Annotated in this window: 18 protein-coding genes; 9 read left to right on the top strand and 9 right to left on the bottom strand. The window is 69.5% G+C overall.

The window, feature by feature from the left end; all coding sequences use genetic code 11:
• Positions 1–504: 504 nt before the first annotated feature.
• Positions 505–1,473, top strand: a complete 969-nt coding sequence (locus tag ACFXIV_RS00620; RefSeq protein WP_354837030.1) for a sigma-70 family RNA polymerase sigma factor — start codon at positions 505–507, stop codon at positions 1,471–1,473.
• A gap of 204 nt (positions 1,474–1,677) precedes the next feature.
• On the opposite strand, the gene ACFXIV_RS00615 is transcribed toward ACFXIV_RS00620, so the two are convergent.
• Positions 1,678–2,490 carry a helix-turn-helix domain-containing protein gene (locus tag ACFXIV_RS00615; RefSeq protein ID WP_379401588.1) on the bottom strand — a complete coding sequence of 271 codons (813 nt, stop codon included), beginning with the start codon at positions 2,488–2,490 and terminating at the stop codon, positions 1,678–1,680.
• Between the two features lie 86 nt (positions 2,491–2,576).
• Between ACFXIV_RS00615 and ACFXIV_RS00610 the strand changes: the two genes are divergently transcribed.
• Positions 2,577–3,428: an SDR family oxidoreductase gene (locus ACFXIV_RS00610; protein WP_379401587.1), complete on the top strand. Its 852-nt coding sequence runs from the start codon at positions 2,577–2,579 to the stop codon at positions 3,426–3,428.
• A gap of 47 nt (positions 3,429–3,475) precedes the next feature.
• On the opposite strand, the gene ACFXIV_RS00605 is transcribed toward ACFXIV_RS00610, so the two are convergent.
• From ACFXIV_RS00605 to ACFXIV_RS00585, 5 genes are all read right to left on the bottom strand, one after another.
• Entirely contained in the window at positions 3,476–3,919 is a 444-nt protein-coding gene (locus ACFXIV_RS00605; RefSeq protein ID WP_379421194.1) for an SRPBCC domain-containing protein, read from the bottom strand.
• On the bottom strand, positions 3,919–4,275 hold the full coding sequence (locus tag ACFXIV_RS00600; protein ID WP_354837038.1) for a metalloregulator ArsR/SmtB family transcription factor: 357 nt from the start codon (positions 4,273–4,275) through the stop codon (positions 3,919–3,921). Before ACFXIV_RS00600 ends, ACFXIV_RS00605 begins: the two co-directional genes overlap by 1 nt.
• Positions 4,276–4,473: 198 nt before the next feature.
• Entirely contained in the window at positions 4,474–7,236 is a 2,763-nt protein-coding gene (gene ppc, locus ACFXIV_RS00595) for a phosphoenolpyruvate carboxylase (protein ID WP_379401585.1), read from the bottom strand.
• Between the two features lie 57 nt (positions 7,237–7,293).
• Positions 7,294–9,996: a GNAT family N-acetyltransferase gene (locus tag ACFXIV_RS00590; protein WP_379401584.1), complete on the bottom strand. Its 2,703-nt coding sequence runs from the start codon at positions 9,994–9,996 to the stop codon at positions 7,294–7,296.
• Positions 9,989–11,263, bottom strand: a complete 1,275-nt coding sequence (locus ACFXIV_RS00585; RefSeq protein WP_379401583.1) for an acetoin utilization protein AcuC — start codon at positions 11,261–11,263, stop codon at positions 9,989–9,991. The genes ACFXIV_RS00590 and ACFXIV_RS00585 overlap by 8 nt, the downstream gene beginning before the upstream one ends.
• A 219-nt stretch (positions 11,264–11,482) precedes the next feature.
• On the opposite strand from ACFXIV_RS00585, the gene ACFXIV_RS00580 reads away from it, so the two are divergent.
• A complete protein-coding gene (locus ACFXIV_RS00580) occupies positions 11,483–12,169 on the top strand; it encodes an iron dependent repressor, metal binding and dimerization domain protein (protein ID WP_354837046.1) in 687 nt (228 codons plus the stop codon).
• A gap of 3 nt (positions 12,170–12,172) precedes the next feature.
• Complete coding sequence (galE, locus tag ACFXIV_RS00575) at positions 12,173–13,153, top strand: UDP-glucose 4-epimerase GalE (protein ID WP_379401582.1); 981 nt, start codon at positions 12,173–12,175, stop codon at positions 13,151–13,153.
• Positions 13,154–13,175: 22 nt separating this feature from the next.
• Here galE and ACFXIV_RS00570 read toward each other — a convergent pair whose 3' ends face one another.
• Together ACFXIV_RS00570 and ACFXIV_RS00565 are read right to left on the bottom strand one after the other, a co-directional pair.
• Complete coding sequence (locus tag ACFXIV_RS00570; RefSeq protein WP_379401581.1) at positions 13,176–14,393, bottom strand: DUF4192 domain-containing protein; 1,218 nt, start codon at positions 14,391–14,393, stop codon at positions 13,176–13,178.
• Between the two features lie 310 nt (positions 14,394–14,703).
• Positions 14,704–15,108, bottom strand: a complete 405-nt coding sequence (locus ACFXIV_RS00565) for a VOC family protein (protein WP_356998227.1) — start codon at positions 15,106–15,108, stop codon at positions 14,704–14,706.
• 97 nt (positions 15,109–15,205) lie between these two features.
• On the opposite strand from ACFXIV_RS00565, the gene ACFXIV_RS00560 reads away from it, so the two are divergent.
• Both ACFXIV_RS00560 and ACFXIV_RS00555 read left to right on the top strand, forming a co-directional pair.
• Positions 15,206–16,153: a helix-turn-helix transcriptional regulator gene (locus ACFXIV_RS00560; RefSeq protein WP_379401580.1), complete on the top strand. Its 948-nt coding sequence runs from the start codon at positions 15,206–15,208 to the stop codon at positions 16,151–16,153.
• A 124-nt stretch (positions 16,154–16,277) separates the two neighbouring features.
• Positions 16,278–16,850, top strand: a complete 573-nt coding sequence (locus ACFXIV_RS00555) for a hypothetical protein (protein WP_379401579.1) — start codon at positions 16,278–16,280, stop codon at positions 16,848–16,850.
• A 45-nt stretch (positions 16,851–16,895) separates the two neighbouring features.
• Here the strand turns inward: ACFXIV_RS00555 and ACFXIV_RS00550 are convergent, their stop codons facing one another.
• A complete protein-coding gene (locus ACFXIV_RS00550; protein ID WP_379401578.1) occupies positions 16,896–17,603 on the bottom strand; it encodes a sensor domain-containing protein in 708 nt (235 codons plus the stop codon).
• Positions 17,604–17,807: 204 nt separating this feature from the next.
• Here ACFXIV_RS00550 and ACFXIV_RS00545 point away from each other — a divergent pair, with 204 nt between their 5' ends.
• The 3 genes from ACFXIV_RS00545 to ACFXIV_RS00535 all read left to right on the top strand — a co-directional run bounded on the left by ACFXIV_RS00545 (position 17,808) and on the right by ACFXIV_RS00535 (position 22,647).
• Entirely contained in the window at positions 17,808–18,761 is a 954-nt protein-coding gene (locus ACFXIV_RS00545) for a PAC2 family protein (RefSeq protein WP_354837060.1), read from the top strand.
• Between the two features lie 88 nt (positions 18,762–18,849).
• Entirely contained in the window at positions 18,850–21,318 is a 2,469-nt protein-coding gene (locus ACFXIV_RS00540; RefSeq protein WP_379401623.1) for a DEAD/DEAH box helicase, read from the top strand.
• 228 nt (positions 21,319–21,546) lie between these two features.
• Complete coding sequence (locus ACFXIV_RS00535; protein WP_379401622.1) at positions 21,547–22,647, top strand: type III PLP-dependent enzyme; 1,101 nt, start codon at positions 21,547–21,549, stop codon at positions 22,645–22,647.
• Positions 22,648–22,657 lie beyond the last annotated feature (10 nt).

Here is a 22,657-nt window from a genome sequence, read left to right as displayed (position 1 = left end):
CTGCGCGCGCGGGGCTTTGCCGGGGGGGGCGGGAGGGGCCGGGCCGGGTCTCGTGCCCCCGGGGGGCGGGCGGCGCCCCCCCGCCGCCGGCCGCGGGGCCGGGCCCGGCGGCCGTCGGTATTTCCGCTGGAAACCGCCGCTGACGGGCGGTGAGGTCCGTCACGATCACGTGTCGCCCAGATACCGATACGGGCGGGCGCGGGAATGCGCCCGAGCCGCGATTCGTTCAAGTACGTGCTCGAAGCACGACGTCCGGGCAAGGCCCGTACACACGTATTCGCTTGTCGCGTCAGGAAGTTCGGGCGCGGCGGTGGGCAACCACCCGGTCACCGAGGGTCGTCCGCCGGTGGCGCGTGTTCCCGGCGATGCGCGCTTCTCAGGAACTTCTCAGCCGTGCGCCGTAAAAACCGCAGATCAGGCGCGGTTTACCGGTGGTCTGGCGGGGAACTTTCCTGAAGTCGGGTCCGTTGAACGGAGCGAGACACCACCGACAGGAGGCAAGTCATGACAAGCCCCGCCACCACTGACGTGCGCACCAGCGAACAAGACCTCGACGCCCAGAGCCCCGCCGCCGACCTGGTACGTGTGTACCTGAACGGGATCGGTAAGACGGCGCTGCTGACGGCGGCCGACGAGGTCGAGCTGGCCAAGCGCATCGAGGCGGGCCTCTACGCTCAGCACCTGCTGGAGACGAGCAAGCGTCTGTCCGCCGCGAAGAAGAAGGATCTGGCGATCCTGGTTCGCGAGGGTCAGGCTGCCCGCCAGCACCTGCTGGAAGCGAACCTCCGCCTCGTGGTCTCCCTCGCCAAGCGCTACACAGGTCGTGGAATGCCGCTGCTGGACCTGATCCAGGAGGGCAACCTGGGTCTCATCCGCGCCATGGAGAAGTTCGATTACACCAAGGGCTTCAAGTTCTCGACCTACGCCACCTGGTGGATCCGTCAGGCCATCACCCGCGGCATGGCCGACCAGTCCCGCACCATCCGTCTCCCCGTCCACCTGGTCGAGCAGGTGAACAAGCTGGCCCGCATCAAGCGGGAGTTGCACCAGCAGCTCGGGCGGGAGGCCACCGACGCGGAACTGGCCAACGAATCGGGCATCCCGGTCGACAAGATCGCCGACCTGCTCGACCACAGCCGCGACCCGGTATCCCTGGACATGCCGGTCGGCAATGACGAAGAGGCCCCGCTGGGCGACTTCATCGAGGACTCCGAGGCCACCTCCGCCGAGAGCGCCGTCATCGCCGGTCTGCTGCACCGCGACGTGCGCAGCGTGCTGGCCACCCTCGACGAGCGCGAACAGCAGGTCATCCGCCTGCGCTACGGCCTCGACGACGGCCAGCCGCGCACCCTCGACCAGATCGGCAAGCTCTTCGGCCTGTCCCGCGAGCGCGTCCGCCAGATCGAGCGCGAGGTCATGTCCAAGCTCCGCAAGGGCGAGCGCGCCGACCGCCTGCGCGCCTACGCCAGCTAGTTCACACCCGTGGAGCCGGTCCCCCTACCCGGCTCCGCACCATTGATCGTCGGGCCACTTTCGAGGCGCTGGCCCGATCCCGCCGGCCGATTCCGCTGCCCGAACGTCCCCTCCGGGCGCGCAGAGTCGGTCGGCGTTTCCATGCCCCGAGTCCTCCGATGCGAGTGCGGTTGCCGGGCAACGGCTTCCCCTGCAGCCCAGGGCTCAGAGCCGGGTCAGGGATTGGCAGGGGCTGGGGGCCGGGATGTCGCCGCGGAAGTAGGCGGTGGGCGGAACGCCCATGAGGGAGCGGAAATCGGCGGTCATATGGGATTGGTCGTAGTAGCCGGAGGCCGTGGCCACGTGTGACCACGGCGTATTGCCCGCTGCGGCCAGGACCTGACGAACCCGGGTGATGCGGGCATAGTGCTTGGGCGACACGCCGATTCCGGCAGCGAACAGATTGCGCAGCTGGCGTTCGGAGACGGCCAGGTCCGCGGCCAGTGCGGTGACCGGGCCGGCGGTGTCCATGGCGGCGACCGCCGAATCCAGCAGCCGGCGGTGGTCACGGCGAACCGAATCCTCCGAGAGGCGGTGCGGGAGCACGGCTTCCAGGAAGGGGGCGACCTCGTCGGGATCGAGCTCGAGCAGCCGGTCGGCCAGATCGGCGACCGGGCCGGGCAGGTCCGACAGCACGGCGATCCGGTCGGTCAACTCGGCGGCCGCGATGCCCAGCAGGGACTGGGACGCACCGGGAGCCAGGCGGATTCGGGTGCAGCCCGCGGCCGTGTCCGGGCTGGAGTAGGTGGCGCGGGTGCGCGGGCCCAGCACCCACGCGTCCCGGCGGCCGGATTCCTCGGTGCGCAGCACGATCGAGGTGACCGCCTGGGGAATGTGGGTGAAGGCGGCGGACCCGGGGTGGACGGTCGGAATGTGGGCGATCTCGGTGATCCACGGACGCAGCGCGGCAGGTGGGGTCAGGCGGCGTTCGAGATCCTCGGCGGTCACGACGGGAGCCAGGGTTTGCGCAGTGGTCACCCGATCAACTCTAGGCAGCTTCGGCGGTCGCGGGTGTGCCGGTTTTTCCTATAGCCGGACGGGGGTGGGTCGGCAGGGTGATTCCCATGATCGTTATCACCGGTGCCACGGGCACCATCGGAAGTGAAGTCGTCCGGCAGCTGGCGGCGCGCGGGGTGAAAGTGCGCGCGGTGACCCGGAATCCGGAGAGCACACAGTTTCCGGACGGGGTCGAGGTGGTGCGCGGCGACTACGGCGACACCGCTTCCATGGCCGCGGCCTTCGACGGCGCCGAGTCGGCGTTCCTGGTCGGCCAGCTCGGGCCGGAGTATGTCGAACTCGACAAGCGGCTCGCCGAGACCGCCCGGGACGCCGGGGTGCGGCGGTTGGTGAAGCTCTCGGCCATCGGTACCGGCGATCCCGCGGTCGGGGTGATCAGCACGTGGCACGTCCCGGGCGAGCAGGCCGTGCGGGACAGCGGCCGGGCGTGGACCATCCTGCGGCCCAGCAGTTTCGCGTCCAACACGCTGCGCTGGGCGGACATGGTCCGGGCCGGGAAGCCGGTGCCCAATACGGCCGGGGCGGGTGCGCAGGGCGTGGTCGATCCGCGCGACGTAGCCGCGGTGGCGGTGGAGGCGCTGCTGTCCGACGCGCATTCGGGCCAGGTCTATACCCTCACCGGCCCAGAGACGCTGACCGTCCGCGATCAGGCGGCCATCCTCGCCACCGAGCTCGGCCGCCCGGTCGAGGTCGCCGACCTGCCGCTCGATATCGCCCGCGGATACATGCTGGATTCCGGCCTGTCCGAGGAGTTCGCCGACGCCTCGATGGTCGCGCAGGGGTTCGTCCGGGACGGCGGGAACGCCGTGGTCACCGGCGATCTCGAGCAGGTGCTCGGCCGCGCCCCCCGCACCTACGCCGAGTGGGTGCGCGACCACGCGTCCGCCTTCACGGCCTGACGACCGCGTCCCAGCCGGTCTCGGACAGCTGGATGGTGCTGGACCGGCTAGGCGTCCGCGAGGACGGATACGAGCCGGTCCAGCATGCCCTTCCAGCCGCCGCCCATGATGCTGCGCGCCCGCTGCATGACCGGATCCTCCGGATCGAAACCACGGTGGCTGAACAGGATTCGGGTGCCGTGCCCCTCCGGCCGCAGGGTCCAGCTGATCACCCAGCCATTGTCCCGATCGGACTGCGCGTCGTTCCAGCTGACGCTGAGCAGTCGCGGCGCAACGACTTCCAGCACCTCGCCGCGAATCTCGCCGGAGAAGTTCTGGCCGGGCATGGGCTGGGTCCTCATCTCGAAGACCGTGCCCACCACCGGCTCGAAACCGATGGGCCGCATCATCCACTGCCCCATGAGTTCCGGCGTGGTGAGCGCGCGCCACACCTTCTCCGGCGGATGCGGGTAGTAGTGATCGAGTTCGATCGTGGTGATGTCGTCGGTCATCATCGGTCCTTCTCCTCGGGATCGTCGGGCATGGCATCCAGCACCGCGCCCAGGTCGCGCAGCCGGGCCCGCCAGAACCGTTCGAACGGATCGAGCCAGGACTGCAAGTCGTGCAACGGTTCGGGTTCCACCCGGTAGAACCGCTGCCTGCCGCGCTTGTCCTCGGCCACCAGCCCCGCATCCCGCAGCACCTTCAAATGCTCCGACACACTGGGCCGCGCCATATCGAAGCGCTCCGCGATCACCTGCACCGACTGTTCCCCCTCGAGCAGCAGCTCGAGAATGTCGCGGCGGGTGGGATTGGCCAGCGCCCCGAACACCCGATCGGCGGTCCCGGACTTCAAGCGGTACGGCATGACCACACGATAGGTAGGAAACCACCTACCCGTCAACCGTAGGATTTCCCCTACCCAATTGACCGAAAGATGGCCACGGAGTCGAACACCGTGGCCATCGAAACGAAACGACGGAACTCAGAACCCGAGACTGCCGGTGCCGATGCCGCCGCCACCACCGCCGCAACCCGTGGCCGAGGGAGTCGGGGCCGAGTGCGGCTAACCGGAGTTGCGGAGTGCGGTGGCCAGGCCGTTCATGGTGAGCAGGATGCCGCGCTCGACCAGTTCGGAAGTGTCGCCGGCCCGGCGGCGGCGTAGCAGTTCGACCTGGAGCTGGTTGAGGGGTTCGAGGTACGGGAACCGGTTGTGGATGGACTCGGCCAGGGCCGGGTTGTCGGCGAGGAGTTCGTCGGTGCCGGTGATGGCGGCGTGCATCCGGGCGGTACGGGTGAACTCGTCGCAGATCATGTGGAAGACGGTGTCGCGCAGGGTTTTATCGGGGACCAGGCCGGCGTAGGAGGCGGCGATGTCCATGTCCGCCTTGGCCATCACCTGGGCCAGGTTGGAGAGGACGGTGCGGAAGAACGGCCAGCGGCGGTAGAGGTCGGAGAGGGCGGCCAGGCGGGCCGGGTCGTCGCCGATCCACTGCTCGAACGCGGTGCCGGTGCCGTACCAGCCGGGGAGCATGACGCGGGACTGGCTCCAGGCCATGACCCACGGGATGGCGCGCAGGTCGTAGACGGAGTTGGTGGGCTTGCGGGAGGCGGGTCGGCTGCCCAGGTTCAGGTCGGCGACCTCCGCGATCGGGGTGGAGGCCCGGAAGTAGTCGACGAAGCCGGGGGTCTCGTGAACCAGCTTCGAGTACGCCGCGCGGGCCGATTCGGCCAACTCGTCCAGCATTTCGTAGGCGGGTTCGGCATCCGCGCCCAGGCCCTCGACATCGAGCAGGGTGGACTCCAGGGTGCCCGCGACGAGCGCCTCCAGATTGCGGTAGGCGGTGCCGGGATCGGCGTACTTGGTGGAGATGACCTCGCCCTGCTCGGTCAGGCGCAGCGCACCGCGCACCGCACCTGCGGGCTGGGCCAGGATGGCGTCGTAGCTGCGGCCGCCGCCGCGGCCGACTGTGCCGCCGCGACCATGGAAGAGCCGCAGGCGGATTCCGGTCTTGCGGGCCACCTCCACCAGGTTCAGCTCGGCGCGATACAGCGCCCAGTTGGCGGCCAGATACCCGCCGTCCTTGTTGGAGTCGGAGTAGCCGAGCATGACCTCCTGCTGCATGCCGCGCGCGGCCACCAGCCGCTGATAGGCGGGCACTTCCAGTGCGGCGCCGAGGATTTCGGCGCCGTCGCGCAGGTCGTCGATGGTCTCGAACAGCGGCACCACCCCGACCGGACTGGACGGCGGCGTGTCCGCGTCGCCCGGATCGAGAATGCCCGCCTCCTTCAGGAGCAGGGCGGCCTCGAGCATGTCGCTCACCGAGGTGCACATGCTGATGATGTAGTTGGGCACGGTGTCCGGGCCCAGATCGTCGAGCGCGGCCTTGGCGGCGCGGACCACTCCGAGTTCCTTGGCAGCGAGCTCGCTCAGCGCCGCGTTCGGCCCGACCAGCGGCCGGCGCGTGGTCAATTCGGCGGACAACAGCTCGACCCGCCGCGCCTCGTCGAGGGAGGCGTAGTCGGAATGCACTCCGGCCCAGGCGAACAGCTCGGCCACGACCTGCTCGTGGGTTTCGGAATTCTGGCGCATGTCCAGGCCCTGCAGATGAAACCCGAAGGTCTGCACCGCGGCCCGCAGCGCGGCCAGCTGGTCATCGGCCAGCAGCCCGTCGCCGGATGCGCGCATGGACGCGTCGACCACGCCCAGATCGGCCAGCAGCTCGGCGGGCCCGGCGTACGGTTGCGCGCCGACATCGATACCGTCCGTGGGGATCTCCCCCAGCGCCCGGCACGCGGTGGCGCTCAGCCGCGCACGGATACCGCGAAGGGCACGGCGGTACGGCTCGTCGGCGCGCTGCGGTGAATCGTCGAATCCGGCGTCGGCGAGGGCCGACAGCTCCGGGGTCACCGGCACCAGTCGCGCCGACTGCGACAGCGTCTTCTCCAGTTCCAGCAACGATTTCAGGTACCGGTCGAAGGCGACGGCACCCGCGCGGTGGGTGGCCCGCTGCACCACGTCGGCGGTGACGAAGGGATTGCCGTCGCGATCGCCGCCGATCCACGAGCCGGGCCGCAGGATCGGGCGCGCCAGCAGTTCGTGTCCGGGCCACCGCGATCGCAGCGCGGCCCGCACCTGATCGTTGATGCGCGGGATGACATCGAACAGCGTCAGGTCGTAGTAGCGCAGCCCGACCTCGATCTCGTCCTGAATCCGCAGGCGCGCCAGCCGGATCAGCGCCGCCCGCCACAGCTGCAGCACCTGCCGGCGGATGTCGACCTCGAGCTCGGCGAACTCCGGCTCGTATTTGTTGTAGCGCTGCCGCTGCCGCATGAGCTCGGTGATCCGGGCCTGCACATCGAAGATGGTGCGGCGCCGGGTCTCGGTCGGATGCGCGGTGATGACCGGCGACACCAGGGCGTCGGCGAGCAGGTCGGCCACCACGTCCCCGTCCGGTCCGGCGGCGTCGAGCTTGCGGTAGGTGGCGTCCAGGCTGGATTCCTGGGGCGGCTCCCCCGCCGCCACGTGCACCGCGCGCCGCCGATCCCGCTGCAGGTCCTCGGCCAGATTGGCCAGCAGCAGGAAGTGGCTGAAGGCGCGGATCACCGGGATGGCGGTGCGGATGTCGACATCGCGCAGCATGTCGGCCACCGCGCTGCGCTCCACCTCGGAGCGGCGAATCCGGAAGGCCTCCACCCGGACCCGCTCGATCAGGTCGAAGATCTCCGCACCCTCGTGGTCGCGAATGGTGTCACCGAGGATCCCGCCGAGGAACCGGATGTCGTCGCGCAGTGGCGCGGTCGCTGTCTCGATCTGGTTTGCCTGCACTACGTTCACCTCTCCGAAGCACTGCTTCTGGTGTCCCGGGCCGCTCGGGGCGGCTGCTCAACCCATCCGGCGCGGACCGATGTCGAACCTGTTGGGTTCCGGCCCGATCCGCACCCGTCCGTACAGCACGGCCGCGCCCTCCGGCGAGGCCAGTACCGGTTCGCACTGCAGCTCCCGCACCTCCGGCAGGTCGTCGCACAGCGCCGAGATCCGTTGCGCCAGTTCGGCCAGCGCGCCCTTGTCCACCGGTTTGCCGATATCGCGGCCGCCAACGGTGCCCGACAGCAGCGGGGCGGCGCGGGGCGCGTCGATGAGTTCGGCCGACTCCGCCTCGGTCAGCGGCAGCGCCCGGTAGACGCGGTCGCCGAGCAGATCGATGATGGTGCCGGAGAGCCCGAAACTGATGACCGAACCGAACGACGGGTCGTCCTGCACCCGGAAGGTGCAGCCCACGCCCTTGGTCGCCATGCGCTGAATGTGCACCGGATTGCCCGAGATCTCGCTCAGGTCGGTGAACGCGCGCCGCACCGCGTCCGGGCGCCACAGATCCAGCCGCACCCCGGTGAGATCCGGCCGATTGCGCCACATTTCGCCGGTCGCCTTGGCCGCCACCGGAAAACCCAGCTCCTCGGCCGCGTGCACCGCGGCGTCGGCGTCGAGCACCTCGCGGAACTCCACCACGCGAATTCCGTAGCAGCCCAGCAGTTCCGCGGCCTGCAGGTCGGTGAGCCAGTGCGCCGAGTCCGCGTTCATCCACTCCGCCACCAGTTCCCGTGCCCGCGCGGTATCGACACCGCCCGGACGGACGACCGGCGACAGCGGTCGGGTACGCCAGTCGGCGTAACGGCGCGCCCGGGCCAGCGCCCGCGCGGCCCGTTCCGGATCCCCGTAGGAGGGAATGGAACCGCGCTCGAGAATTCCGCCCAGCCCGCGCATGGCGAGCAGGTTGGGCATGCCCTGATCGGCGACGAAGGTGGTGAGAACCGGTGTGGCCGGATCGGATTGGGCGCCGGAGCGAATGGCCTCGGCGAAGGAGGCGACCGCCGCCGGCACCGGCGGCGAATAGATGACGATGACCGCGTCCACGGCCCGGTCGGTGACCGCCGCGGCGACGGCGGTCAGGTAGTCCGCCGGACTCGCCTGCGGCCCGAGGTCGGTGGGCTCATCGACCTCGAGTCCCTCCCCCCGCGCCGCGTCGACCGCCAGCCAGCTCAGCGCGGCGCTGTTGCCGATCACCGCCAGGCGCGGCCCGGCGGGCAGCGGCTGATAGGCCAGCAGCATGGCGCAGTCGAAAAGCTCGGTGATGGAATCGACCTGGATGATCCCGGCCTGCGCGAACAGATTGCGCACCAGCGACCGGTCCAGGTCCCGGTCCCCCTCCACCCGCGCGGCATTGCGGCCGCTGTTCACGGCCACAATGGGTTTGGTGTGCGCGACCCGCCGCGCGATGCGGGAGAACTTGCGCGGATTGCCGAAGGTCTCCAGGTACAGCAGCACCACATCGGTGTCCGGATCGCTGTCCCAGTACTGGAGCAGGTCGTTGCCGGAGACGTCGGCGCGGTTGCCGGCGGAGACGAAGGTGGACAGTCCCAGCTGCCGCGCCGCCGCCTCACCGAGAATAGCCGCGCCCAATGGTCCGGACTGGCAGAAGAATCCGACGCGCCCGCGCCCGGGCAGCACCGGTGCGAGGGTGGCGTTCAGCGCGATCCGCGGATCGGTATTGGCGATACCGAGCGCGCTCGGCCCCACCACCCGCATACCGTGCGCCCGCGCGGCGTCGACCAGCTCCCGCTCGGCCTGATAGCCGTACGGACCGGTCTCGGAGAATCCGGCGGTCAGCACCACCAGACCCTTGACGCCCTTGGCCATGCAATCGTCGAGCACCGACCCGATCTCGGTGGCGGGCACCGCGATCACCGCCAGATCGACCTCGTCGGGAATGTCGCGCACCGTCGGATACGCCCGCACCCCGCGCACGGCCGTGCGATTGCGGTTCACCGGGAACACCGGCCCCTGATAGCCCCCCGACAGCAGGTTGGCCAGCACCGCGCCACCCACCCGGCTGGTCGACGGCGTGGCCCCGATCACCGCGATGGACTTGGGCGACAACAGGTTCCCGACACTGCGCGCCTCCGAGGCCCGCTCCCGCGAATCCCGCACCGACAGCAGCGCCTCGGTGGGGTCGATGGCGAACTCCAGATGCAGCACCGACCCGTCGCGGCTGCGCTGCACCTGATATCCGGCGTCCCGGAACACCTGCACCATGGCATTGTTCTCGGCCAGCACCTCGGCCACGAAGGTCTCGAAATCGTTCTCGGCCGCCGCGCCCGCCAGATGCTCGAGCAGGATCGAACCCAGCCCACGCCCCTGATGGCCGTCGGCGACCACGAAGGCCACCTCGGCCGCCCGGGGTCCCGGCCGATCGGCCAGGTACTCGTAGCGGCCCACCGCGATGATCTCGTCGCCGAGCTCGGTCACCAGCCCGACCCGGTCCCGATAGTCGACGTGCGTGGTCCGGTACAGATCCTTCGGCGTCATGCGCGGATACGGACCGAAGTACCGCAGATACCGGGTGCGGTCCGACAACCCCTCGTGGAAACGCTCCAGCGCCTCCGCGTCGTCGGGGGTGATCGGCCGCAATCCCACCACGCCACCGTCGGAGGCCAGCACGTCGGCGAACCAATGCTCCGGCGGCGGAGGCGGATTCACGGGTGTGCCGGGCGTGTCCGAGGGCAGGGGCGGGGCGGCGGAGTCAGTCACGGGGATCCTCCGGATCCAGGCCGAGCAGGCCGAAACTCGCCCGGCGCGTAGCCAATACGGATATGTCGAGAGCCCGGCGGGCGCGGTCGGCGCGCTCGTCGCCGGTGTCGCGGCCGCCCCCGGGACCGTCCCAGGGTGCGAAGCCGATATCCGCGCCGTCGCCCATGCTCTCGGGCACGGCGACCATGGGCGCGTAGGCGCCCACCTGCTCACGCCACTGCGGCGGCGTCGGGGTGGCGGGATCGATGGTGCGGTCCAGAGCTGTTGCCAGCAGATGGGTCCAGGCCCGGGGCACCACCCGGATCAGCCCATACCCGCCGCCGCCGACCGCCAGCCAGCGGCCCTCGGCATACCGGTCGGCCAGATCGCGCATGGCGATGAAGGCCGCGCGCTGACCGTCCACCGTGAGTTCCAGATCCGCCAGCGGATCCTCGCGATGGGTGTCGACCCCGCACTGGCTGATCACGATCTGCGGCCGGAACGCCGCCAGCGCACCCGGCACCACGGCATGGAAACCGCGCAGCCACAACGGGTCCCGGGTGCCGGGCATGATGGGCAGATTGATGGCTGTCCCCTCGGCCGGACCCGAGCCCGTCTCCTCCGGCCATCCAGTGTTGGGCCACAGCGTCGCCGGGTGCTGATGCACCGAAATGGTCAGCACGCGCGGGTCGCCGTAGTACACCCGCTGCACACCGTCACCGTGGTGCACATCCACATCGACATAGGCGATGCGGTCGAACCCGTTGTCCAGCAACCACGAAATCGCCACCGCTACATCGTTGTACACACAGAACCCCGCTGCCGAGGCCGGCATGGCGTGATGCATACCACCACCGATGCTCACCGCCCGCCGGGTGCGCCCGGCCGCGATCTCCTGCGCCGCGGCCAGGGTGCCGCCCACGATCACCGACGCCGCCTCGTGCATGTGCGGGAAGACCGGGTTGTCGGCCGAGCCGAGTCCGTAGGGCGGTGCGGTCGGAGCGGGTCCGGGAGGTTGCTGAGCGTGATTGACCGCCTCGATGTAATCGTGGGTGTGCACCCGCAGCAGTTCCGATTCCGCGGCCGCCCCGGGTGTGATCCGCTCCACTCCGTCGAGCAGTCCGAGCCCCTCGGCGAGCGCCATGGTGAACTGCAGCCGCACCGGCCGCATGGGATGCTCCGGGGTCCAGGTGTAATCGAGGAACCGATCGGACCAGACGATGGTTCCATCGCCGGCAACGGTTCCATCGCCAATGGGGGTTCCGTCACCACGAACTCGGCCAGGCATACCTGCCACGCTAATGCGTCGCACGAGTTCGTAGGCTTTGGACACCGCAATGCTGTCGTACCGGGATGGCAGGGTATCGACGACGCTGTGTGCGCACGGAGAACCCGCAGGGAACACGCTGCCCGTCCTGGGTGTTGACAATGAGTTCGCGAAATAAGCTGTCGCCCGGTGCAGCCGCCGTGCATGGGTAGAATTCGTGCCGACGAAGGGGTTTAACAGGTGAAGGATCTGGTCGACACCACGGAGATGTATCTCCGTACCATCTACGACCTCGAGGAGGAGGGTGTCACGCCGCTGCGCGCGCGCATCGCCGAACGTCTCGAGCAGAGCGGCCCGACGGTGAGCCAGACGGTCGCGCGGATGGAGCGCGACGGCCTGCTGACCGTCGCCGGTGATCGCCACCTCGAACTGACCGAGAAGGGCCGCGCCATGGCGGTCGCCGTGATGCGCAAGCACCGGCTCGCCGAGCGATTGCTGGTCGACATCATCGGGCTGGAGTGGGAGAACGTGCACGCCGAGGCGTGCCGCTGGGAGCACGTGATGAGCGAGGAGGTCGAGCGCCGCCTGGTCGAGGTGCTCAACCACCCCACCACTTCCCCCTACGGCAATCCCATTCCTGGTCTGGACGAACTGGGCCTGCAGGCCAATGCCTCCGCCGACGAGAAGCTGGTCCGGCTCAGCGATCTGCCGACCGGGCAGGCGCAGGCCGTGGTGGTGCGCCGGCTCTCGGAGCACATCCAGACCGATCCGGAGACCATCAATCAGCTCCGGGAGGCGGGCGTGGTGCCCGATGCCCGCGTGACCGTGGAGACCAAACCGGGTGCGGTGATCATCTCGGTGCCCGGCCATGAGGGATTCGAACTGTCCGACGAGATGGCGCACGCCGTCCAAGTGAAGTTGGTCTGATACGTGAAGCTTCTGGTTACCGGAGGCGCCGGCTACGTCGGTGGCGTCTGCGCGCAGGTTCTGCTCGAGGACGGCCACGAGGTCGTGGTCGTCGACGATCTGTCCACCGGCAATGCCGACGGCGTCCCGGCCGGGGCCAAGTTCGTCGAGGGCGATATCGCCACTGCGGGCGCCGAGCTCATCGCGGCCGAATCCTTCGACGGCGTGCTGCATTTCGCGGCCCAGTCGCTGGTCGGCGAATCGGTGGTGGCGCCGGAGAAGTACTGGCACGGCAATGTGGTGAAGACCCTCGCGCTGCTCGAGGCGATGCGCGACGCGGGCACCCCGCGGCTGGTGTTCTCCTCCACCGCGGCCGTGTACGGCGAGCCGGAGCAGGTGCCGATCGTCGAGGACGCACCCAAGCAGCCGACCAACCCCTACGGCGCGTCGAAGCTGTCCATCGACTACGCCATCACCTCGTACGCGGCGGCGCACGGTCTGGCCGCGACCAGCCTGCGCTACTTCAATGTGGCCGGCGCGTACGCCGGGCTCGGCGAGAACCGTGTGGTGGAAACCCATCTCATCCCCCTGGTGTTGCAGACCGCACTGGGTCATCGTGAGTCGATCTCGGTGTTCGGCACCGACTACCCGACGCCGGACGGCACCGCGGTGCGCGACTACATCCACATTCGCGATCTGGCGCAGGCGCACCTGCGGGCGCTGGCGCAGTCGCAGCCGGGCGTGCACCGCATCTTCAACCTGGGCAGCGGCACCGGTTTCTCGGTGCGCGAGGTCATTTCGGCGTGCGCGCGGGTGACGGGCCTGCCGATCAATTCGGTGGACGCGCCGCGCCGTGCCGGTGACCCCGCCGTGCTGATCGCCTCCAGCGCCAAGGCCATCGCCGAACTCGGCTGGCGGCCCGAGCACACCGATCTCGACGAGATCGTCTCCGACGCCTGGGATTTCCTGCGCTCGCTGGGTGACCGCGCGCACAGCGCGCGCTGAGTCCGTCGCGCCGGCCGCAGTGTCATCGCGGCTCCGGCCCGAGGTGGATGCCGAGTTCGGCCGCCGCCTCCCGGCCGGAGTCCGCGAGGCGGCCCAGCCGCTCCGGTCGCAGACCCGTCTGTAAGCCGAGGTCCAGCAGCATCGCCATGCGGTGCTTGGGATCGGCGGCCAGCGCGGCGTCCAGCGCCACGCCCGCGAGCGGGCCGTCCCCGCGCGCATAGGCGCAATAGCCCAGCAGTGCCGCCGCTTCGGCGCGATCCGGATCCGGCAGCGCCCGCGCCAGCTGCAGCCACAACGCCTCCGCACCGTCGGCGCGCGGGCCCGGGGCGAGCCCGAACATGATGTCGCGCAGCGCCGAATCTCGCAGGGCCACGGCCACATCCGCCACCTCGGCCGGTGTGAGCCGGGCACCGGCCTCGACGCGTTCCAGGTAGCGCAGCACCCGGCACACCTCGAGCCGCAGCTGCACGCGCGGATCGCCGTGCTGCACAACCCGGGCCAGCCGCCGGGCCGCGGCGGCGACCGCCACCTCCAGGGCGGCGGCGGTGGCATCGCGTGCCACCGGATCGACGGCGAGGATATCGGTCAGCTCCCGCCGGGAACCGCGCAGCGGCCGGCCCTCCAGCACATGCCGCAGCGTCACCATCGAGGCCGCCGGATCCGGCTGCAGCCCGCGCGACCACGGTCCGGACACCGTCCACCACGGCAGTTCGGCGCCGATGGCCTGCACCGCCCAGGCCCCCGCCAGCGGCACGGCGTCGACATCGAGCCGATGTTCCAGCGCCGCAACGAGATCGTGGTGCTTGCGCGCCCGCACGCCCCGGTGTTTGCGGGTCGGCACCGTGGCCCGGTCGTCGACGACGAGGGCGAGCGCCGCGACGGCCCGGTGCCGCACGCAGATGCCCGCGACCCGTTCGACCAGCATCCCCATCGCACTCCGCCCGGGATTGTCCAGATCCATCCGGGTCACCACCTCGACCGCCGCGATATCCGGCGACACCTGATCCGCTCGGAGCACCGTCACCACCAGCGACCGTGCGGGCATGAATCCGAGCATGGCCGGGACGGCCGCGATCAGATCGCCGGGCGCCCGCAGCCGCGCCCCGGGCTCGCCGGGATCTTCGAAGGGAGGATCGGCGGCAGGTTCGGGGCGATCGGGTGGCTCGGGCTCGACGGCCGACTTCGGCTCGACGGGTGGCGTGGGCTCGACGGGTGGCGTGGGCTCGCTCGGTGCGTTCATGCCGTCGAGAGTGCGCCGCGCCGCAGACCGCCCCGGGCGGCCGACCTCGGGTTTCGCTGAGGCTGTGGATGTTTCGGCGCGCCGTGGACTACTCGGCGAGCCCCGGGCGGGTACGGCCACGAGCTGTCGGTGCCCGCTGCTACCGTGCGCCCGGACCGCCGGACCTGAACTTGAAATGGATTCGTTTCATTTTGACCGAGCGGGCGCGGTCACGCTGTTAAAGTCCGCCTCGGCACTGTCCTGCGCAGTGCCGGAAGGAGCGTCCTACACAGTGCCGGAAGGAGTATCGCGCCATGCCGAGCACGATTCATCACGGCCGGGACTCACCCAGGATCTCCAGGTAGTGCGGATTGGACATGATGCCCAGGACATTGCCGAACGGGTCCACCACCGAGGCGGTCACGAACCCGGTCCCCTCGCCGCGTTCGATGATCGGCTCGTAGACGGTGGCTCCCATGTCGAGCAGCCGACCGAAGGTGGCCGCCACATCGTCGACATGCCAGTTCACGATCTGGCCGCCCGGGACATCCGGGTGGGAAGGCGCGAACTTCCTGTTGATGATCCCGAGCTCGGCCTGGTAGTCGCCGATGCGGAACTCGTAGTACCCGCCCGGCACGGTGAAATACGGTGCGACACCGAGCAGTTCGCTGTACCAGTCCTTGGCCGCCTCCAGATCGTCGGCGAAGTAGTTGACGGTGGCCATTCCACGCAACATGGTCGTTCTCCTGGGTCGGGGGTGGTTCTCGATCTGAATCCATCATCGCGCTCAAAGTGCTCACCGAATGAGCACTTTTCCCGGCAGAATTCCAGATATGCGCGCGGATCGACTGGTGGCCACCCTGCTGTTCCTGCAGACCCGGGGCCGGGTGACCGCGGCGGAGGTCGCGGCCGAGCTGGAGGTGTCGGTGGCCACCGCGCGCCGGGACCTGGAGGCCCTGTCCACGGCCGGGATTCCGATCTACCCGCAGCCCGGACGCGGCGGCGGCTGGGCCCTGGTGGGCGGCGCGCGCACGGATCTCAGCGGCCTCACCGCCGCCGAGGCCCAAGCCCTGTTCCTGCTGCTGGGCCCGGTGGCGACGGCCACACCCGCCACCAAGTCGGCCCTGCGGAAATTGTTGCGCGCCCTGCCGCAACCCTTCCGTACCGAGGCCGAGGCGGCGGCGGGCGCGATCGTGGTGGACCCGGCCCGCTGGGGCGAATCGGACCAGCGACCGCCCGCGCTGGTGGACGAGTTGCAGCGAGCGGTGGTGCGCCGCCGCCGGATCCGGTTCGCCTACGACCGAGCCGGGCGGCGGACCGAGCGGGCGGTCGATCCGTGGGGCCTGGTGGACAAGGACGGCAACTGGTACCTGGTGGCCGGAACCGAACACGGGCAGCGGACCTTCCGTGTGGACCGGATCGCCACCCTGGCGATCACCGACGAGATCGCCCGCCGGCCGGAGGATTTCGACCTGTCGACGGCCTGGTCGAAGGTGGTCGAGGAGGTCGAACGGCAGCGCTCCGCCCTCTCGGCCACCGTGCTGATCCAAGCCGCGCTCGCGCCGGTGCTGCGCAAACAGCAAGGGCGGCACTGCGTTCTGGACGGCACGACCGGCGACGGGCGGGTCCGGGCCCGGATCACCGCGCCGACGCCGCTCATGATCGCCCAGCAGCTGGCGGGCTGGGGCGCGGCCCTGGAAGTGGTCGAGCCGGAGTCGGTGCGCGCCGAACTCGCCCGGCTGGGCGCCGAGCTGGTGCAGCGCTACCGAACCGGCGAGTAACCGCTTCCCTGTTATGCGATAACCGAATCATGTTGCAGCAGTGGCGATTTCGCTCAATCGAGCGGCCCGCCACTGTTACAGTCCGCCCGGCGCGACCCCTTCAACGCGCCGAAAGGATTCACCCATGAGTAATCAGCTCTCCCCGGATCTGCGACGGTCCGCCGCCGGCGCCTGCGCGGCCGCGGCGCTCGCGGTCGTGGCCGGGTCGGTACTGGCCGCCCCGGCCGGGGCGGCGGTCGACAACATCAATGTCGCCGGGCTCACCAGCGACAAGACGTGCTCTGTCACCAACGGCTGCTCCATCCAGGCCTCGCTGTCCGGCTCCGACCAGCTCAGCCCGGTCGACTTCCTGGTGAACGGCGCGGTCATCGGCACCCTCACCCCGACCTCGTACGGCGCCGGCGCCGCGGCGAACATGCCCTGGCATCCGACCTCCGACGGCACCTACACCATCGGCGTCCGGCAGGGCCTGGCCCAGGCGACCATCGTCTACGTCGTCGGCCAGGGTGGTTCCTGCCCGCCGGTTTCCTCGCTGTTCCCGGGCTCGTCGAGCAGCGGGTCCGCAGGCAGCGGCTCGGCCAGCGGCTCCGGCGGCAGCGGTTCCGCGGGCAGCGGCTCGGCCAGCGGCTCGGGCGGAAGCGGTTCGGCGGGCAGCGGTTCCGCGTCGGGGTCGGCCACCCCGCTTCCCGTCTGCTGATCGGGCCCGGGAGCCGAAATGGGCAGAGGTCGGCTCCCTCGGGTCTCAGCCCTTGCGAACCTTGCGCACCGCGGAGGTGAACAGGGCGTCGAGGGCCTCGCTGTCGGAGGTGGACCCGGAGGTCATGTACGTCACCGCGATTCGCACATCGCCGATCTGACCCACCAGCGTCTGCATGGTCCTGGTGAGACCGGTCGCACTCTTGTCGGTGCCGACCGTGCGGCGGAGCGCGAGTGAGTCATCGGCATCGACCGGCGGCGGCGGATCCAGCTGCGTGGTCACCACCGAGGTGACGCCGGAGTGCCCGACACGCACGGTTCCGCAGCGCTGCAACTGATCTCGCAGTGCCGACAGCGGTCGACCCGACCGGGTGAGCGCCACGGTGAGGGTGGCGCGGGTGGTGTCGTCGGTGCCGACGGCCACGGCCGGGCCCGCGGTGGGCGTGGCCGGTGCGCAGGTGTTCGGATCCACTTGCGCCCCCGGCAGGTAGCCCTCGAGATCATTGGCGGCCTGGCTCGCGGCCTCGGCGGGCAGCACGATCGCGGTGTACCGCGACGGGAATTGCGAGGGAACCGGCAGCAGTTTGGTCAGACCGGTGTCGGAGCCGGCCGCCGGCACCGGATTGCGGGCGGCGATCGGATGGCCCGAAACCGTGGTCCCGCATGCGGCGAGCAACCCGCCCAGCGCCACGATCCCCACCGTGCGCGCGGTCCTGAGGCTGCTGCGTGCGGGGGTGCGGAAGGGCGCGATCACTCCGCCCACTATGCCGAAAATCGGCTGTTCACACCGAATGCCACGCCGCGTCACACCGAATGCCACGCCGCGCGGCGCACTGCCGGGAATGCGTGTCCGGGCCCAGCGTGTTGCACACCCAATGCGGGTGGTGCACACCTGTCATGCGCATGAGGGACAATGTGGGTTGGTCGCGAAAGTGGGCCACGCAGGAAGGAGTACGCGATGGACTACGAGTCGCGAATGTACGAGCTGGAGTTCCCGGCTCCGCAGTTGTCGTCCGCCGACGGCTCGGGTCCGGTGCTGGTGCACGGTCTCGAGGGCTTCACCGATGCCGGGCACGCGGTACGCCTCGCCACCACGCATCTGAAGGAAAGCCTCGAGCACGAACTGGTCGCCTCGTTCGACATGGACGAGCTGCTCGACTACCGCTCGCGGCGGCCGCTGATGACCTTCAAGACCGACCACTTCTCCGACTACACCGAGCCGGAACTGAGCCTGTGGGCGCTCAAGGACACCGCCGGCACGCCGTTCCTGCTGCTGGCCGGGCTGGAACCGGACCTGCGCTGGGAGCGGTTCGTCACCGCGGTACGCCTGCTCGCCGAGCAGCTGGGCGTGCGCCGGACCATCGGTCTGAGCGCGATTCCCATGGCGATTCCGCACACCCGCCCCCTCGGCGTCACCGCGCACGCCTCCGACTCCGACCTGATCGGCGATCATCAGCGCTGGCCGGGTGAGCTGCAGGTGCCGGGCAGCGCGTCCTCGCTGCTGGAGTTCCGGATGGCCCAGCACGGGCACGAGTCGGTCGGTTTCTCGGTCCATGTGCCGCACTACCTGACCCAGACCGCCTACCCGGAGGCCGCGCAGACGCTGCTGGAGAACGTCGCCGAGAACGCGGGCCTCGAACTACCGCTGGCCGCGCTCACCGACGCTGCCGCGCGGGTGCGCGAACAGGTCAACGAGCAGATCGCCGGCAACTCCGAGGTGGAGACCGTGGTGGCGGCGCTGGAACGCCAGTACGACAGCTTCGTCACCGCCCAGGAACGCCAGTCCAGCCTGCTGGCCAGCGAGAACGACCTGCCCACCGGCGACGAGCTGGGCGCGGAGTTCGAGCGCTTCCTGGCCGAGCAGGCCGGCTACGCCGACGGCGACGGACCGGAGAACCCGCCGCTGCGGTAGTGGTCGCTACCGGCGTCCGCGGTGGCGACCGGTAACGTTGGGCGGCGTGCAGCTGTCCGAATTGGTTCCCGACCGTGCCGTATCCGACGTGGACCCGGACTGGTTGTACGAGACCTTCGCCGATTGGGCGAGCTCGGCCGGCCTGAATCTGTATCCGGCGCAGGAAGAAGCGCTGCTGGAGCTGGTCACCGGGTCGAACGTCATCCTGAACACCCCGACCGGGTCCGGGAAGTCGCTGGTCGCGCTGGGCGCGCACTTCGCCGCGCTCAACCGGGGCCAGCGCAGCTACTACACCGCGCCGATCAAGGCGCTGGTGAGCGAGAAGTTCTTCGCGCTGTGCGACGTCTTCGGGGCCGACCGGGTGGGCATGGTGACCGGCGACGCCGCGGTGAACCCGGACGCGCCGATCATCTGCGCCACCGCGGAGATCCTGGCGAATCTGGCGCTGCGCGAGGGCGCTTCCGCCGATATCGGCCAGGTGATCATGGACGAGTTCCACTACTACGCCGATCCCGATCGCGGCTGGGCGTGGCAGGTGCCGTTGATCGAACTGCCCGGCGCGCAGTTCCTGCTCATGTCGGCCACGCTCGGCGAGGTCGACTTCTTCGCCGAGGATCTGACCCGGCGCACCGGCCGCGAGACCGCGGTGGTGTCCGGTTCGGAACGGCCGGTGCCGCTGAGCTTTTCGTATGTGCGCACACCCATCACCGAGACGCTCGAGGATCTGGTGACCACCAGCCTCGCGCCGGTGTACGTCGTGCACTTCACCCAGGCCGCGGCCATGGAGCGGGCGCAGGCGCTGATGAGCGTCAATGTCTCGTCCAAGGCCGAGAAGGAGGCCATCGCCGCGGCCATCGGCGAGTTCCGCTTCGCCACCGGCTTCGGCAAGACGCTGTCGCGGTTCATCCGCCACGGCATCGGCGTGCACCACGCGGGCATGCTGCCCAAGTACCGGCGACTGGTCGAGAAGCTCGCCCAGGACGGGTTGCTGAAAGTGGTGTGCGGCACCGACACCCTCGGTGTCGGCATCAACGTGCCGATCCGCACCGTGATGCTGACCGGGCTCACCAAGTTCGACGGCGTGCGCACGCGCCGGCTCAATGCCCGTGAGTTCCATCAGATCGCGGGCCGGGCGGGGCGCGCGGGCTACGACACCCTGGGCACGGTCGTCGTGCAGGCTCCCGAGCACGAGGTGGAGAACGCGCGACTCATCGCCAAGGCGGGCGACGACCCCAAGAAGCTGAAGAAGGTCCAGAAGAAGAAGCCGCCCGAGGGTTTCGTGTCCTGGTCGGAGGACACCTTCGACCGGCTGGTGGCGGCCTCGCCCGAGCCCATGGTGTCGCGGTTCAACGTGACCAACTCCATGCTGCTGAATGTGATTGCGCGCAAAGGCAATTGCTTCTACGCCATGCGACACCTGCTGGAGGAGAACCACGAGCCGCGGGCCGCGCAGCGCAAGCACATCCTCAAGGCGATCCGGCTGTACCGGGCGCTGCGGGACGCGGGCGTGGTCCAGCAGCTCGACGAACCCGACCGGTACGGACGACATGCCCGGCTCATGGTCGACCTGCAGCGCGATTTCGCGCTCGACCAGCCGCTCTCGCCGTTCGCGCTGGCGGCACTGGAACTGCTCGACAAGGAGTCGCCGGCCTACACCCTCGATGTGATCTCACTGATCGAGTCCACCCTCGAGGATCCGCGCCAGCTGCTCATGGCCCAGCAGCACCGGGCGCGCGGCGAGGCGGTCGCGGAGATGAAGGCCGACGGGATCGAATACGAGGAGCGCATGGAACTCCTCGAAGAAGTCACCTGGCCCAAGCCTCTGGCCGCCGAACTCATCGAGCCCGCGTTCGAGACCTACAAGGCCGGGCACCCCTGGGTGTCGGAGTTCGAGCCCTCCCCCAAATCCGTGGTGCGCGAGATGGTCGAGCGATCCATGACCTTCGCCGAACTGGTGTCGGGCTACGAGCTGGCCCGCTCCGAGGGCGTGGTGCTGCGGTATCTGGCCGACGCGTATCGCGCGCTGCGGCGGACCGTGCCCGAGCAGGCGCGCACCGAGGAACTCGACGACATCACCGAATGGCTCGGCGAACTCATCCGGCAGGTCGACTCCAGCCTGCTCGACGAGTGGGAGCAGCTCACCAATCCCGGTGCGGAGTCCGACGATCAGCAGGTGGCGTTCGGGGCCGAGACCGTACGGCCGATCACCGCCAATGAGCGCGCGTTCCGGGTGCTGGTGCGCAATGCCATGTTCCGGCGGGTGGACCTGGCCGCGCTGCGGCGCTGGGACGCGCTGGCCGAGCTGGGCGACGAACTGGACTGGGCGGCCGAACTCGGCCCCTATTTCGACGAATACCAGACCATCGGGACCGGTCCGAACGCCCGTGGACCACAGCTGTTCCGGGTCGAGCAGCGGCCGGGATTCTGGGATGTCCGGCAGGTGCTCGACGACCCCAACGGCGACCACGGCTGGTCCATCGACGCCATCGTGGATCTGGCCGAGTCCGACGCCGCGGGTGAAGTGGTGTTCGACGACCTTTCGGTCACCGCGGGCTGACTTTCGGTGACGGTGGGATGAGCGGCGGGCCGCTCCCGGCGGTCCGTGGTCACACTCCCGTAAGACGACGCGCGGGGCAGCCGAACGAATCCCGGCGTTAGAGTGACGTAATCGATCGTCCACCGGTTCGTTTTTCGAGGCCCAACGCGTGTATCGTCTCGCAGGTTGCCTGAGTCCCTGCCGTTGCGGCCGACAGAAAAGAGTTCCCTTAGATTGCCCGGTCGAAACCTGCCCGAGTCACCCTGTCTGGTCATCGACCTCGACAAGGTCCGCGCGAACTACCGCGCACTGCACGCCGCACTTCCCGCGGCACGAATTCGCTTCGCCGTCAAGGCGAGTCCCGTGCCGGAGATCATCCGGCTGCTGAACGACGAGGGCGCGGAGTTCGACGTCGCCAGCGTCGGTGAGATCGAGCTCTGCCTGGCGCAAGGTGTCGATCCGGCCGTCATGTGCTACGGCAACCCGATCAAGAAGGCTTCCCAGATCGCCACCGCCTACGCGGCGGGCGTGCGGCGCTACGCTTTCGACACCGAGGACGACCTGGAACGCATCGCCGAGCACGCGCCGGGTTCCGAGGTCGAGTGCCGGTTCCTGTCGTCGGCTCCGCAGTCGCAGACGCCGTTCGGGACCAAGTTCGGCTGCGCGCCGGGTGAGGCCAAGCGGCTGCTGGTGCGGGCGCACGATCTCGGCCTGACCGTGGTCGGCCCCTATTTCCACGTCGGCTCGCAGCAGCTGGACCCGAAGGCCTGGGGCATCGGGATCGAGCAGGCAGGCGCCATCGCGGAAGCGTTGGCGGTCAAGGACATTCCAGTCACGGCGGTGAATATCGGTGGGGGACTTCCGATTTCGTACGCCGATCCGGCTCCCGGACTCGCGGAGCTGGGCGCGGCCATCGCCGAGGCGGCGAGCCGCTGTCTCCCGGAACACACCGGACTCGTCGTGGAACCCGGTCGCGCCCTGGTGGGCAACACCGGTGTGATCCACGCCGAAGTGGTGAATGTTCGCGTAGCGCCGGACGGGCGGCGCTGGGTATACCTCGACATCGGCCGCTACAACGGCATGGCCGAGACCGAGAACGAGTACATCGCCTACCGATTCCAAACCGATCGGGACGCGGATCCGAAGGACGAAGCTGTGGTAGCCGGTCCTACGTGTGATGGCGACGATGTACTCTATCAACGCACGCGTGTCCTCCTTCCGACCACGTTGCGAGCCGGTGATCCCGTTCGGATCCTCGAGACCGGCGCCTATACGGCGAGCTATTCGTCGGTGTCCTTCAACGGTTTTCCGCCTTTGACTGTCCATGTCACTGGCGCTGAGCGAGAGTGAGTTTTAGCCA

This window comes from Nocardia sp. NPDC059236 (assembly GCF_042754085.1).
Taxonomy (GTDB): Bacteria; Actinomycetota; Actinomycetes; order Mycobacteriales; family Mycobacteriaceae; genus Nocardia.
This window is presented reverse-complemented; position numbering and strand designations above follow the sequence as displayed.